At 65.3% G+C, this 12,122-nt stretch carries 13 protein-coding genes and 1 pseudogene; 7 read left to right on the forward strand and 7 right to left on the reverse strand.

Annotated elements, in window-relative coordinates; translation table 11 throughout:
* Positions 1-33 precede the first annotated feature (33 nt).
* From AB0L53_RS58760 to AB0L53_RS58770, 3 genes are all read left to right on the forward strand, one after another.
* Positions 34-1,518, forward strand: a complete 1,485-nt coding sequence (locus AB0L53_RS58760) for a helix-turn-helix transcriptional regulator (protein WP_364015662.1) — start codon at positions 34-36, stop codon at positions 1,516-1,518.
* Positions 1,519-1,553: 35 nt separating this feature from the next.
* Positions 1,554-3,350, forward strand: coding sequence for a prolyl oligopeptidase family serine peptidase (locus AB0L53_RS58765; RefSeq protein ID WP_364015665.1), 1,797 nt, complete (start codon positions 1,554-1,556; stop codon positions 3,348-3,350).
* 217 nt (positions 3,351-3,567) lie between these two features.
* Positions 3,568-3,690, forward strand: a complete 123-nt coding sequence (locus tag AB0L53_RS58770) for a plastocyanin/azurin family copper-binding protein (RefSeq protein ID WP_364015694.1) — start codon at positions 3,568-3,570, stop codon at positions 3,688-3,690.
* A gap of 18 nt (positions 3,691-3,708) precedes the next feature.
* Here the strand turns inward: AB0L53_RS58770 and AB0L53_RS58775 are convergent, their stop codons facing one another.
* The 4 genes from AB0L53_RS58775 to AB0L53_RS58790 form a co-directional block, all read right to left on the reverse strand.
* Positions 3,709-4,059 carry a hypothetical protein gene (locus AB0L53_RS58775; RefSeq protein WP_364015668.1) on the reverse strand — a complete coding sequence of 117 codons (351 nt, stop codon included), beginning with the start codon at positions 4,057-4,059 and terminating at the stop codon, positions 3,709-3,711.
* Positions 4,060-4,214: 155 nt separating this feature from the next.
* Entirely contained in the window at positions 4,215-5,015 is an 801-nt protein-coding gene (locus AB0L53_RS58780; protein WP_364015671.1) for an NBR1-Ig-like domain-containing protein, read from the reverse strand.
* A 1,197-nt stretch (positions 5,016-6,212) separates the two neighbouring features.
* A complete protein-coding gene (locus tag AB0L53_RS58785; protein ID WP_364015673.1) occupies positions 6,213-6,806 on the reverse strand; it encodes a TetR/AcrR family transcriptional regulator in 594 nt (197 codons plus the stop codon).
* Between the two features lie 58 nt (positions 6,807-6,864).
* A complete protein-coding gene (locus AB0L53_RS58790; RefSeq protein WP_364015676.1) occupies positions 6,865-7,224 on the reverse strand; it encodes a DoxX family protein in 360 nt (119 codons plus the stop codon).
* A gap of 579 nt (positions 7,225-7,803) precedes the next feature.
* On the opposite strand from AB0L53_RS58790, the gene AB0L53_RS58795 reads away from it, so the two are divergent.
* The 3 genes from AB0L53_RS58795 (at position 7,804) to AB0L53_RS58805 (ending at position 10,229) form a co-directional block, all read left to right on the forward strand.
* On the forward strand, positions 7,804-7,965 hold the full coding sequence (locus AB0L53_RS58795; protein ID WP_364015679.1) for a hypothetical protein: 162 nt from the start codon (positions 7,804-7,806) through the stop codon (positions 7,963-7,965).
* An 85-nt stretch (positions 7,966-8,050) separates the two neighbouring features.
* Complete coding sequence (locus tag AB0L53_RS58800) at positions 8,051-9,589, forward strand: OmpA family protein (protein WP_364015682.1); 1,539 nt, start codon at positions 8,051-8,053, stop codon at positions 9,587-9,589.
* A 220-nt stretch (positions 9,590-9,809) separates the two neighbouring features.
* Positions 9,810-10,229 (forward strand): hypothetical protein, encoded by a 420-nt coding sequence (locus tag AB0L53_RS58805; protein ID WP_364015685.1) that lies wholly within the window; start codon positions 9,810-9,812, stop codon positions 10,227-10,229.
* 471 nt (positions 10,230-10,700) lie between these two features.
* Here the strand turns inward: AB0L53_RS58805 and AB0L53_RS58810 are convergent, their stop codons facing one another.
* Both AB0L53_RS58810 and AB0L53_RS58815 read right to left on the reverse strand, forming a co-directional pair.
* Positions 10,701-11,339, reverse strand: a complete 639-nt coding sequence (locus AB0L53_RS58810; RefSeq protein ID WP_364015688.1) for an integrase core domain-containing protein — start codon at positions 11,337-11,339, stop codon at positions 10,701-10,703.
* Complete coding sequence (locus AB0L53_RS58815) at positions 11,330-11,605, reverse strand: hypothetical protein (RefSeq protein ID WP_364015691.1); 276 nt, start codon at positions 11,603-11,605, stop codon at positions 11,330-11,332. The genes AB0L53_RS58810 and AB0L53_RS58815 overlap by 10 nt, the downstream gene beginning before the upstream one ends.
* A 253-nt stretch (positions 11,606-11,858) precedes the next feature.
* On the opposite strand from AB0L53_RS58815, the pseudogene AB0L53_RS58820 reads away from it, so the two are divergent.
* Positions 11,859-11,987, forward strand: a pseudogene (locus AB0L53_RS58820) (IS3 family transposase); the annotation flags it as partial.
* A gap of 54 nt (positions 11,988-12,041) precedes the next feature.
* Here AB0L53_RS58820 and AB0L53_RS58825 read toward each other — a convergent pair.
* Positions 12,042-12,122, reverse strand: coding sequence for a hypothetical protein (locus AB0L53_RS58825; protein WP_364015697.1), 81 nt, complete (start codon positions 12,120-12,122; stop codon positions 12,042-12,044).

Raw genomic sequence — 12,122 nt, forward strand, 5'->3', positions numbered from 1 at the left:
TGGACATGATCGTGTTTTCCCCCGAGATGGTGAATGATCTTTACAGACTTCCGTCTACGTTCGGTGATCATTTCCACACCTAGAGTGATACCCCCTAGCCATCGACGGATCGATCGAATCGACGACATCGGTGGCCCTGCGGCAATTCCGGGAATCGGGCCTGTTCAACGTGCTGACAGCACATCGCAACGCCTGATTTGCTGGCAACGAGCAGCAAAGACAACGGGAGGTGCACAGGTGACTACGCATAGAGAGCAGAGTCGCGGACGCCCGGGGAAGGCACTCGACCCGGGGGCGTCCCTCCTCTCCGCGCTCGGTGCCAAGCTGCGTGAGCTGAGGGAGGCGCACCGCCTCACGCTGATGCGGCTCTCCGAGATGACCGGCTACTCCTGGCAGCATCTGGGTGCGGTGGAACGAGGCGTTGTCACTCCCTCTGAATCCGTGATCAACTCGTGCGACTCGGCCTTGGGAACCGGTGGTCTCCTCTGCGGCATGCTGCCGGGCGTCATCAGAGAGCAGGCTCACGTACGGCACAGCAACGAGGCAGCCCGGCGAGCCGGATTCGCAGGCTCAGAACCCCTGGCGGACTGGGGACGGCTTCTAGCTTGTAGCAATAAAGTCTCGACGATCACCTCTGCCGTGGTCGACGACGTCGAGGCCATCACCGCACACCAGCGCCACCTCTACCACGAACTGACCTCCGCGCAGATGCTGGCCTCGGTCGACGGGCATCTCGGCGTGCTGCTCTCTCTCCTCGACGCGCCCTGCACCGACTCTCTCCGCCGACGCGTCGCCTCCGCTGCCGGAGAAGCCGCCGGCTTCTCCGCCTGGATCTGGTACGACCTGGGTGACCACTACAAGATGACGCATCGCTATGCGACTGCGGCACACGCGCTGGCCGAAGCTCACAACCTCGGCCTGCGTGCGTACGTGGTCGCATATCAGGCCCTCACCGCGGACGCCGCCGGACGCACCGATGACGCGATCCGGCACGCGGCGACAGCACTGGACATGGCATGCCGCACGGTGAGCGCGGTGACGATGTCATGGTTCCACTCCGTACATGCCACGACCCTGGCTCGTGCGGGCAACGGCAAGGAGGCGCGCGTGGAGTTGGGGCGCGCGCACGACGCCATGGACCTCGACGGTGAAGCCCGCGACGAGTGGATGTACCTCTTCGATCGCCGGCGTCTGCTGGGGTATCAGGGCACCTGCCTGTTGACATTCGGGGACCCACTCGGAGCGGTACAGGCTTTCGAAGAGGCCCTCGATGGAGTGCCACCTGCTTGCGTGCGCCGACGGGCCGAGATCAGCGTGGATCTGGCAGAAGCCCTGGCGCGCCGGGGAGAGACGGAGGAAGCCGTCCGGATCGCGCGGGAGGCGGTCGGCGTGCTCATTCAGCGCGGCTCGGTCTCCGGCGTCGGGCGAGTGAAGCAGTTCCGGGATCGGATGGCGGCTGACGGCCACGCGACTGCGGTTCGTGATCTGGATGAGTTCGTCCGATCATGGAAAGGGTGAGTCGGATTACGGCTGATCCCGTCGCGCATGCTGCCGTGTCCTTCGACGCGCTGCAGTCGGTGGGCGACACCGTCTACTGGATCGAGGGCAGGCCGGAGGGCGACGTCCTGGTCGGGTGGTCTCCGAGGGCCGGTCGGCGGGATGTGCTGCCGAAGGGCTGGCATGCCGCGTCCTACGTGCACGAGTACGGAGGGGGCGCGTACGTCGCCGACTGCCGTGGGATGTGGTTCTGCAACGCAGCCGACCAGCGGATCTACCACTGTCAGGAGGGTCGGACTCCTCTCCCGGTGACGCCCGTCCCCGAAACGCCTCACGCGCTGCGCTATGCGGACCTGCGGCTGATTCGAAAAGTTGGGAGGCTGGTATGCGTCCGCGAACGGCACGAACCCGACGCCGTCCACAACGAGCTCATCTCCTTGCCGATCGACGGCTCAGCCGAACCTCGGGTCATCGCCTCTGGACGTGACTTCTACATGTCCCCCACGCCGAGCCCGGACGGCCTGCTTTTGGCATGGGTGTCGTGGGACATCCCGCTGATGCCCTGGGACGGCTCCTGGCTGTGGCTCGCCGAGGTGAAGCCCGATGGAACGCTCGTGAACCGGCAGCTCATCGCGGGGGGCGAGAACGAATCGGTCTGCCAGCCGCAGTGGGGACCCGACGGGGTTCTGTACTTCGTGTCTGACCGATCAGGCTGGTGGAACCTGTACGCGTGGCGAGACGACAAGTGCGTTCCCGTAGTCAGCGGAGAATTCGAGCTCGCCGCCGCCCCATGGGAGTTCGGCTATCGAACGTACGCCGTACAAGAGAACGGGATCATAGCCATTGTCCAGCAGGGACCCGAGCACCACCTCGCCACCTGGTCGCGAAGCGGGGTCATGAACCGGGTCGCGATGCCGTACACCTCGATGAAGCCCTACATGGCCGTGACCGGGAATGATGTCATCCTGATCGCCTCCAGCCCCAGCAGGCTTCCGGAGATCTCCAGAGTCGGTGCGGAGGAAACCTCGATCAGCACGCTGGCGTCGGCGGGGTGGTCAGAGGGCCGCCGCTCGTTCTCCCAACCGCAGCGTTTCACGTTCCCCACCCGGGACGGGGCTGTAGCACACGGGCTCTACCATCCTCCGGCGACCGCAGCCGATCAGCCCTCGCCTCTCCTTATCCGAGCGCACCCGGGGCCGAGCTCGAATTGGCCGCTACGGCTGGACCTCCACGCCCAGTACTTCACCAGCCATGGGTTCGCTGTCGCGGACATCGACTATCGCGGGAGTACCGGATACGGACGCGCATACCGGCTTCAACTGCGCCAGCGCTGGGGCAGGATCGATGCCACGGACTGCGCCGACGCCGCCCTTCACCTGGCGGCGGCAGGGTTGGCCGACCGCGACCGGATCGCCATCTGGGGCGCCAGCGCGGGTGGATTCACGGTGCTGTCCGCGCTGTCCTCGACAGAGGTGTTCCAAGCCGGAATAGCCAGATCCGCGATCATCGACCCGAACGTCTGGGGCCAGAGCGCGCCCAAATTCCAGGCACATCACGCGGCACTCCTGGCAGGCCACCCAGACGATTTCGTCTTCACGCGCCCGCTGCTCTTGATCCATGGAGATGCGGACGCCGTCACTCCCCTCGGTCAGGTCCGCGCACTCTCCGGCCGGAATCCGGACATCACACGTTTGATGGTCATTCCAGGGGCCGGCCACTCGTTCCGCCGGGCAAGAGACATTGCGCGCATTCTCGCCGCTGAACTCGACAGCCTGTTTCCCCTGCTGCAACCGGCATTCAGGCCAAGACCGCTAGCTAGCCTGCCTTCGGTAGCGGCTGAAGACGAACACTGAGACTCAGCGCGGGGAGGACGTTCGTGGCGGCCAGGTAAGCCAGTCGAAGAAGCACAAGTGACCATCCTGCCGTTGCCCTGCCCATTCGAACGCCAAGGCCGGCGCATGTCGGTAGCGGTCACGGAAGCCCGATGACCTACACGGATGACATTATCGGCAGGGACAGGGCAGCCACGGCGAGGCGTCGCGCAACTGCGGCGGAGGCGAGGGCCAGGGCATCGCACCGGGCTCCGCGGGCTGGGTGACGCTGACGCTGCACCCTGGACGGTACGAGCTGCTGTGCAACTTCCCGGGGCATTACGCCGCGGGCATGCACGCAGCGTTCGATGTCACCAAGTAACGCGGAACCCACGTGAGGTCAGCGGGTCTGGAAGTCAGGGTTGCGGGCCTTGAACGTGCACTCACCCACGAACTTGACCGTCTTGCCGGGCTTGATGCTCTTCCAGCCGGTGCTCTTCTGCTGGGAACCATTGCCGATCATATTTTTGCACCAGAACACCAGGCGAGCCTTACCGGTCCTGTTCCCGTTGTTCCAGCACTTTCCCCAGACGGTCGTGTTGCCAGTGCCAGGGGCATTGCATACCACCCTCGCTCCGCTTGCCGTGAACGTGGAGGAGGCCGCCGCCTCCGCAACGCCGCCGATCGACACCAGTACGGAAATCACGCCTACGCCGACGCCGACGGCCAGCGAACGCTTTACCTTGGTCACTTTTCGTTTCTCCCGTGATCGGATATTCGTGCGTCTGAATGGGAAAGGCGTCGTATCGCGCCTTGGCCACCATGCTGACACCCGACCCTCCAGCCGACCAAGGAATCTATGTCCAGAGCCCGTCCAAAGCGTGGTTGGACAAATGAAATCGCAGGTCAGGACGGGCCCACTTGGACGTCTAGGAACACCCCGCGTTTGAGCGGAAACAGCACTCGGCCCTGCGCATCGGTCATCTTCCAGTAGACGCGGCAGTTCCCAGGCTTATCCGGCGCCTTCACCCGCACCACGATGTCCACTGTCTGGCCGGGCGCCGTCGAAGGTATGGTCACCTTTTCCGGCGACCGGCACGGGGACTTGTTGACACGTGCCAGAAACCGGCCCTCCCAGGCGACCGTTCCTGTGTTGTGAATTCTCCATACCTTCTTGAAGGAAGAGCCCGGCCGCACTTTCGAACCGTCTGGGTACGTGACGTCGGCCACGAATTCGGAGTTGTCCACGGGAGCCGGGCTCATCATCGGCCCCGGGGGCGGGGGATTGTTTCGGAGCGCCTTCGTGGCCAACGTGAAGAACACCGCTCCAGCCACCGCCATTGTGGCCGCGGCCACCACGTAGAAGAGGAGACGGCTGCGCTGCGCAGGCCGGGGTGGGAGAGCCGGATCCGCCTCCGCGTCAAGCGGCGTCGCCTCATCCTGCGTCCCGTCGACGGTGCCCATGCCGGCAAGGGAACTGTCCGCCCTGGCACGCTCCCAGAGGTCCCGCCACTCCTGCCGGGTCTTCTCCGGGTCGCCGCCCTGGCGGTCGACCGCCAGGACCCGGACGTACTCCCAGGTTGTCTCCCACGTTGGAAGCTTGCGTCCTTGTGCGGCGCTGGCCAGGGACGACTTCGAGGCCGCCGCACCGAGCCGGGAGGCCATCTCCGCGTAGGACGGGTCGCCGGCCGCCTGCTTCAGCTGCACCAGCTTGTCGGCGAACGCCCCTGTCGGCCCTGAGCCGGGATTGGGCCGAGTCGGCTGTCGCCCTCGTCGCTTCCTGGAGCCCTGCGTCTCCACGTCCTGTTCACCTTCCTCGTGTGTCGACTACCGGTGGCTGGCGGTGGCGCGTTTCTCTTCCTCCCACTGGCTCCGTCCAATGACCAAGCCCGGTCCTTTGGACGGAGCCTGGACAAAGTTCGCTGGGATTGGCGGCCGTCCGATGGCAGGGAGGTGGACATCCCCGCCGGCACGCCGCCGGGATCACCGGGGGTGGCGTCCGCGCTCACGGCGTCACGCCTTGGCCCTGCGAAGGGACTCCCAACGGGGGATGATTCAGCCCGCCGGCCGTCGCGGCTGTCGGTGTCACCTCCGTGCTGTCGGCCGTCGGAGGCGTCGTCCCCTACCGTCGTCGCCGCCTCCACCGCCGTTGTCGTCGGTCTGGGCGTCGGTGTCAGCGCCACTCCGGCGTCGGCGGACGTCCACCGCGGAGTCGCCGGGTGTTCAGCTTGGTCCTGGGGGGGACGGCAAGGGGCACAAGAGGTTCCAGACCGCTTCGATCGTGTCCATCAAGGACGGAGGCCGCGCCTAGCCCGAGGGCCGCGACAACGGAAATGAGCACGTGACTCCTTATCGGTGGAGGGCCTGAGGTCAAGACGGCAGGATGAACCGCTCCGACTTGATGGACTGTCGGGCTCATGTCGAGCGCTGTAGATCGTTTAGCACGCCTCGGGGCAGACGCCAGGCGATCACCGACTGATCAGCTCCGCCACATCGGGAGTCGAGCCGCGCGAACCTGGGCGATGGGCCCGGTCATCCTTCGCATATTAGGTTCCGGATGTTCTGCTTCCGGATTGCGGAAATGTTGTGAAGCCCGATACGAGCCCCTGCGCTGCGCCAATACTCGTGCATGGGAGTTGACCTGCGGTTTATCCTCGCCCCCCATGTGCTTCCGTCTGCTGTATCTGATCTTCATCCGGGCTGTGGGCCGGCTGATCCTGCCGGCCCACAGTGACCACCGCACGAGACGTGAAGTAATCGGCGCCGGAGAGAGGCAGGACCGATGACGACGGCACCGTGGTCACACTGGCACCTGCTCGCGAGTGACGGGACGACCAGGGCTTACGCCCCGGCGGGATCAGGGCTGAACATCGTCAAAAGATGAAGGGCCAGCGCATGGCCAGGTCACGGTGATGACGTCGTGCCGCCCCGTGTCTGGCTGGAGCTGTCCGGTACGAGGGGGAGGAGGATTTCATAGAGGTCGCGAAGCTGGTCAGCGTCAATGGGGGGAAAGACGACAGTTGCTCCGACCGCGAGCAGGTAGGGCAACAGGGCCGCCGTCCGGGCCTCCTCGTCGCTGGCGACGACTGATCGCCACACCCGCTGAAGTGCGGACAGTCTGGCCTCGTCAAGGCGGGTCTGCACGGCACGCACATCCGCATCCCATGTCGCCCACGCCCGCACTGCGATATCGAGTTCTGGACGATAGAGTCCTGTGCCGCCAGGGCGGACGAGTTTCGTCAGCCGTGCGAGAATAACCCGGGCACCAGCCGATTCACCGGCCTCGGAAATTGCATTCTCGAACATTTCGATCGACAGGTGCTCGAAATGAGCGAGAAGCGCTTTCTTGTATCCCTCGGCGCCATCGAAGTGATGGTGGAACGACCCTTTCGACAGGTTAAGACGAGCGGCGATCCGGTCGATTCGAATCCCTGCTTCGCCTTCTTCTGCGAGGACCTTCAAGCCTTCGTTCAGCCACCGGTCTCGTGCCGTGCTCATCCGGCAAACATACCATCGGGTATGGAGTGGTTCGTGCTCGCCGAGGCGCATGCGAGCTTCATGCCATGAAGCTGAAGACGCCGACCGCGATGCAGATCAGCAGCATGGCGGTGGCGTTGAGGAAGAGGTTACGGCCGAAGTCTCGGGCCGCGATGTGCATCGCGATGGCGACCATGAAGTAGAGGACGAGGGCGGCACAGGTCACGGCACCGAGATACGGCAGCCAGATGCCCAGGATCAGACCGGCCGCGGCGGCGAACTTCAGCGGTGGCATGATCCACCAGTAACGTCGCGGCCAGTTCACGTCCTCGAAGCACTGGGCGATGAACGGAACGGGCTTGATGCACATGACGGCGTCCCCGGCCTGGATGATCGCTAGGACGACGACCGGCCAAACCGGATCGGGCAATGCTGACACGTCTCTCCCGAGGTAATGAATTGCTCACTATGCGTACGTTCCGTACTATACCGTATAGTATGATCCGAACGGAGACCGGCCTTGCCGGAGCCGCGTGGGCGATCTTGTCCTCAGCGTGTGGGTGCCGAAACGCCGGCAGGCCATAGATGGGCGACGCGCCGGTCCTGATGCCCATGCGGAGAAAGAGGGGTGCGTGACGCGATCGACCGTGCGCGCCCAGGAGAGGAAGAGCACGTGACGCAGAGTGGCACAGTCAGCCACGATGCTGATGTCGGCGGCCGTCCTGATGTGCGGTGGAGCTCTCATCACCACCACGGCCGCTCGGGCGGCATCAACGCAGCGAATTCACGTCCAGACCTCGATCGAATCCGTGTGACTGCCGTTCGCGAACTACGCCATGTACGAAGGCTGCAGGCAGCGCGGGCGCGACATGACGGGTGCTGGAATCGTCACCTACCACAAGTGGGACTGGGGCAGCCCCGCATGGCTGCTACGAATTCGCATTGAGTAAGTAACGACCGCACTTTGCCGTCCCCACTATGCACGTATTACCCAAGGCCATCCGAAAAGGAGTCTCTAATGCGAATAAAGCTACGGGCCGCAGGATTTGCCGCCGGTCTCGCCGGTGCAATCGCTACCGGCTCTCGCTCGCAGGAGTATGACCCGCACGCGATCGTCAAGTCGGTGATGGACGTGGTAGCTCCGGGCTGGTTCCTGGTGGTGTCGCATGCGCGCGACTGACGGGCGGAACACCTCAGGTCGGGGTGTGTACAGCGCCCTCACGCGACCTGAGCGCCGATATTTCGGACGGGATACGTTCTCCCCCGTGCCTAGCCGGATCTTGGCCTTGAGCGCCGTACTCACGCTGGCCACGGCCGGATGTGGAGTGCTGCCGACGAAGGAACCCGCACCTCCACCCGCCACCACCGCGCCGACGTCGAGTGCCCCGGCCACCAGCGCTCCGCCCGCCACCGCCACAGCGTCTGGTCAAGACACCCGACCGGCCCTGGCCGAAACCCGCGGCACCGAGACCCCGGACCTCAAGGTCGAGGTCGTCGGCCTCAACCGCGTCAAGGGCAAGCACCTCATCGCCCAGATCCGCCTGTCCAACACCGGCACAGAAAAGGTGTCCTGGGCCGCCGACATGGGCGACCGCACCCGCCCCTTAGGCGCCATGAAGTGGGCCTCCGGCATCGGCGTCCTCGACGCGCAGGCCCGCACCTGGATCCTCCCCTACAAACCCGCCGACTCCCCCTGCCTCTGCACCGACCAGAAACGCGACGGCCTCGACCATTTCATCGACCCCGGCCAGTCGATCACCCTCTACGCGGTACTGCCCGCACCATCAGGCAACCCCGCGACGACCACCGTCGTCACCCCCGTGTCCCCGCCGATACTCAACGTGCCCATCAACGACCAACCCCCGACCGGCGACTTCCCCGACCCCGACGCCCAACCCGTCACCCCGCTCACCCGCCGCCTCATCCTCCCCTCCGAATCCCTCGACAAATCCGAAGAAACCGCCGACGACGGCAAAGACCTCCAGGTCAACCTCTCCTCCGACGTACTGTTCGCGGTCAACAAGGCCACCCTCACCACCCAAGCCAAAGCGATCATGACCCGCACCGCCAAACTCATCGACACCTCCCCCGCCACCGTCGTCACCGTCGCGGGCCACGCCGACGCCACCGGCAACAACGCCATCAACGACCCCCTGTCACTACGCCGCGCCCAAGCCGTACAACGCGCCCTGACGGCGCAGCTGACCAGGAACGGGGTCCGCTTCCAGGCCAAGGGATACGGCTCACGCCGCCCGCTGTACGCCAACGACAGCGATGAAGGCAAACGCCGCAACCGCCGCGTCACCGTGACCTTCCCCAAACCCCAGCCCCCCACCCAGCAACCGGCGGCCACCACCTCTCCCGGCGCGACCGACCTGACCGCCACCACCAAGGCCGACGGCCAGCCCATCACCATGGAGATCGCCGGCCTGCGCCGACTGCCCGGCGGCCTCGGCCTGCTCACCTACAACATCACCAACAAGGGATCGGCCGAGACCTGGTTCAACGACCTCCACCACACCCAAGACTGGGAGGCCTACAAATACCAGGCCGCAAGCAACGTCCGGCTGACCGACGTCACCGCCCGCCGCCAATACCGACCCGCCCGCCTGGAAGTCCCCACCGACAACGGCACGGACTACTACTGCGCGTGCACCGACGTCTCCGGCGTCCGCATCAGCACCGAGAAGTTCGCACCCGGCCAGACCCGCGAGTTCTGGAACCTCTTCGCCCTGCCCGATACCGCCAGCACCCTCAAGGTCAAGATCGGCCCGTTCCGCGACCTCCAGGTCCCCATCCAGTAACGGCATCTCGTGGCGTTCTTCGCGCTCATGTACTACACCGCGCTCCGGCCGCCTCTTCCGAGGCGCCGCGCTGCGCGTGGCACGGAAGGAGCGTTGAGCGCCATCCGGGGGGAGGCATCCAGCCTCTCGACCGTCGACGCGGGGCCCGCCGCGAACCGGAGAGCGCGCCCGCGCTGAACCTCTGCAGGAACAGATACCCCTCATTGCGTCAGGAGATTTTGTGATCATCAAACGCGTCCTTACCGTGGCCGCCACGGTGCTCGTCGCCACAGGTGTCGTCGCCGGCACTCCGGCTGCCGCGAACGCCGGCGCCTATGGATGCTCGGGCCAAGTAGTTCGCAGCGACAAGCTCGAGAATGGGCTCGAAATGCCGATCAGCGTGGTCTACCTCTACTACGACTCGCGTACCGGCTATAACTGTGCCGTCAACGTCTGGCTCCCCGGCGTCACGGACAAGAGCCGGATCAGCGTGGGCATCAGGAGCAAGTCCAGTGGCTGGCGGAAGGACAGCGGCAACTTCAAGCGCTATGCCGGGCCGGTCAAGGTCTATGGCAGGAACCGCTGCGTGAAGGTGACCGCCAGCAGCGCCGCGAGCTTCTATCAGCCCCATGCGACCAGCGGCTGGATCGCCTGCCGCTGAGCCGTGAAGTGCCCGGGATCGTAGTGGCGATCCCGGGCACGGCGTTCTCGCCGCGCGGTGCGGCGGCCAGCACGACGCGATAGACGACATCGCGTACCCCCGGCGCGTGTCCGCGAGCTCATGCGCGATCGCCGTGATCCGGTGCGACTTGTAGTACTGCTCGCACAACGGCAGGTAGTTGTTGCCGCGGTGGGCGGCCACCGCCTCGTGCGACGCTGACAGAGCCGCCACCCCGCCGCCGGCGGCCAGGGCTTCGAGCACCAGCTCTGCGCGCCTGCCGAAAATTCCATCCATGCGGTTCAAGCGGCATGTGAGTGCTCGTGGAGGACTCCGCCGAGCCGGTCTCGCCGACGGATGGTCAAGCTCGCGATTCGCTCGGGATCAGTGATCAGATCCGGGACGGGACGCAGCAGGACCTGTACCGCTTCAAAACTCGCATGTATGGCCTGATCTGGGGTTTCGCCGATCAAGCTAAGCGGCTCGGCGGTACTCGTTAATCGCCCCTCCGAGTATCTCGTGGCGTTCGATCCGGCCTTCCATGGACACCACCACAAGTCGGTCTTGATCGGGTGGCCGTTGGCCGCGCGACTGGTGAGGTCGGTGGCCGTTGTAGTGATCGATGTACTCGTCGAGTACCGAGCGCAGGTGACGTTCACCGTAGATCAGCATGCGGTCGGTGCACTCGGCGCGCACCGTCCGGATCCGCCGCTCGGCATAGCAGTTCGCCCTCGGTGTCTGTGGCGGCGTCTTCATCACCGTGACGCCCACAGCCGCGAAGACCTCATCGAACACGGCGGTGAACTTGGCATCTCGATCGCGGATGAGGAATTTGACCCCCTCCGCTCTGTCCCCCAGCTCGATCATCAGGTTCCTGGCCTGCTGCGCAACCCAGGGCCCGGTCGGATGCTCGGTGAGGCCGAGGACGTGCACCCGGCGGGTGCTGATTTCCATGACGACCAGGCAATACAGGCGTTTGAACAGCACGGTGTCGCAATGGAAGAAGTCGCATGCCAAGATCCCCGTTGCTTGAGCGCGCAGAAACTCACTCCAGGTCGGCCCCGCGCGTCGTGGCGCCGGATCGATACCGGCCTTCTTCAAGATCAGCCACACCGTGGAGGCCCCGCCCAGTAGCCCAGAGCGGCGAGTTCCCCGGCGATCAACCGCCGACGACCTTCCAGAGAAAGCAGCCGCGCCAGCGCGCTGATCATCGCTCGATCCGCCCACCCCAGCTGAGGCCTGGCCACCTGCCGACGCAACACCGCGAGCTGATGACGCAAGGCCAGAATCTCCGCCTCCTCCGACCTCTGCGACCGCCCCAACAGCACCAGCCAACCCGCAAGCCGAACGAAGATCAGATAAAGCAACCGCAACGCCATGAACAGCGATCATGTCCGCCAGAACAGAAACGCCGAACCCCAGGTCAACCCCAACGGCCGAGTTTCAGGCACCCACAGGATGAAGGCCGCGATCGTGTCGCCCCGCCGTGGCTAGCCAGCCGGGACGCCGAGTGGCGGGCGTCCTTTCCAGGGCGGACCGGCCGACCACGGAAGGACGCTCAGCGGTGACCGCTTCGCCATGCTGAACGCCGCCGGCGATTGATCACCCGTGTTGCGACGACCCCTCGCATGCGCCCAGCACACGTCCATCCACTACACCGAGCGGCTCGCGCTGGAGGGCATCAGCCCCTCGATCGGGCCCGTGGGCGACGCGTACGACAACGCCCTGATGGAGACGATCAACGGCCTGTACAAGGCCGAGTGCTTCCGCACGACCGTGGGACGCTTCAGATGCCACCCACCGTGTGGTGCCTGCTCAGATCTGGTTCGTGCCACCGTCGACGTAGATGTTCGCGCCGACGACGTAGCTGCTCTGTTCCGAGGCCAGGAAGGCCAC

The organism is Nonomuraea sp. NPDC052129 (genome assembly GCF_040680095.1).
In the GTDB taxonomy this organism is placed as follows: Bacteria; Actinomycetota; Actinomycetes; order Streptosporangiales; family Streptosporangiaceae; genus Nonomuraea.

Excerpts from the sequence above, each read along its gene's own strand:
- AB0L53_RS58815 (WP_364015691.1), bottom strand. The coding sequence starts at position 11,605 with ATGGCGTTGCGGTTGCTTTATCTGATCTTCGTTCGGCTTGCGGGTTGG.
- AB0L53_RS58785 (WP_364015673.1), bottom strand. The coding sequence starts at position 6,806 with ATGAGCACGGCACGAGACCGGTGGCTGAACGAAGGCTTGAAGGTCCTC.
- AB0L53_RS58760 (WP_364015662.1), top strand. The coding sequence starts at position 34 with ATGATCTTTACAGACTTCCGTCTACGTTCGGTGATCATTTCCACACCT.
- AB0L53_RS58795 (WP_364015679.1), top strand. The coding sequence starts at position 7,804 with ATGCGAATAAAGCTACGGGCCGCAGGATTTGCCGCCGGTCTCGCCGGT.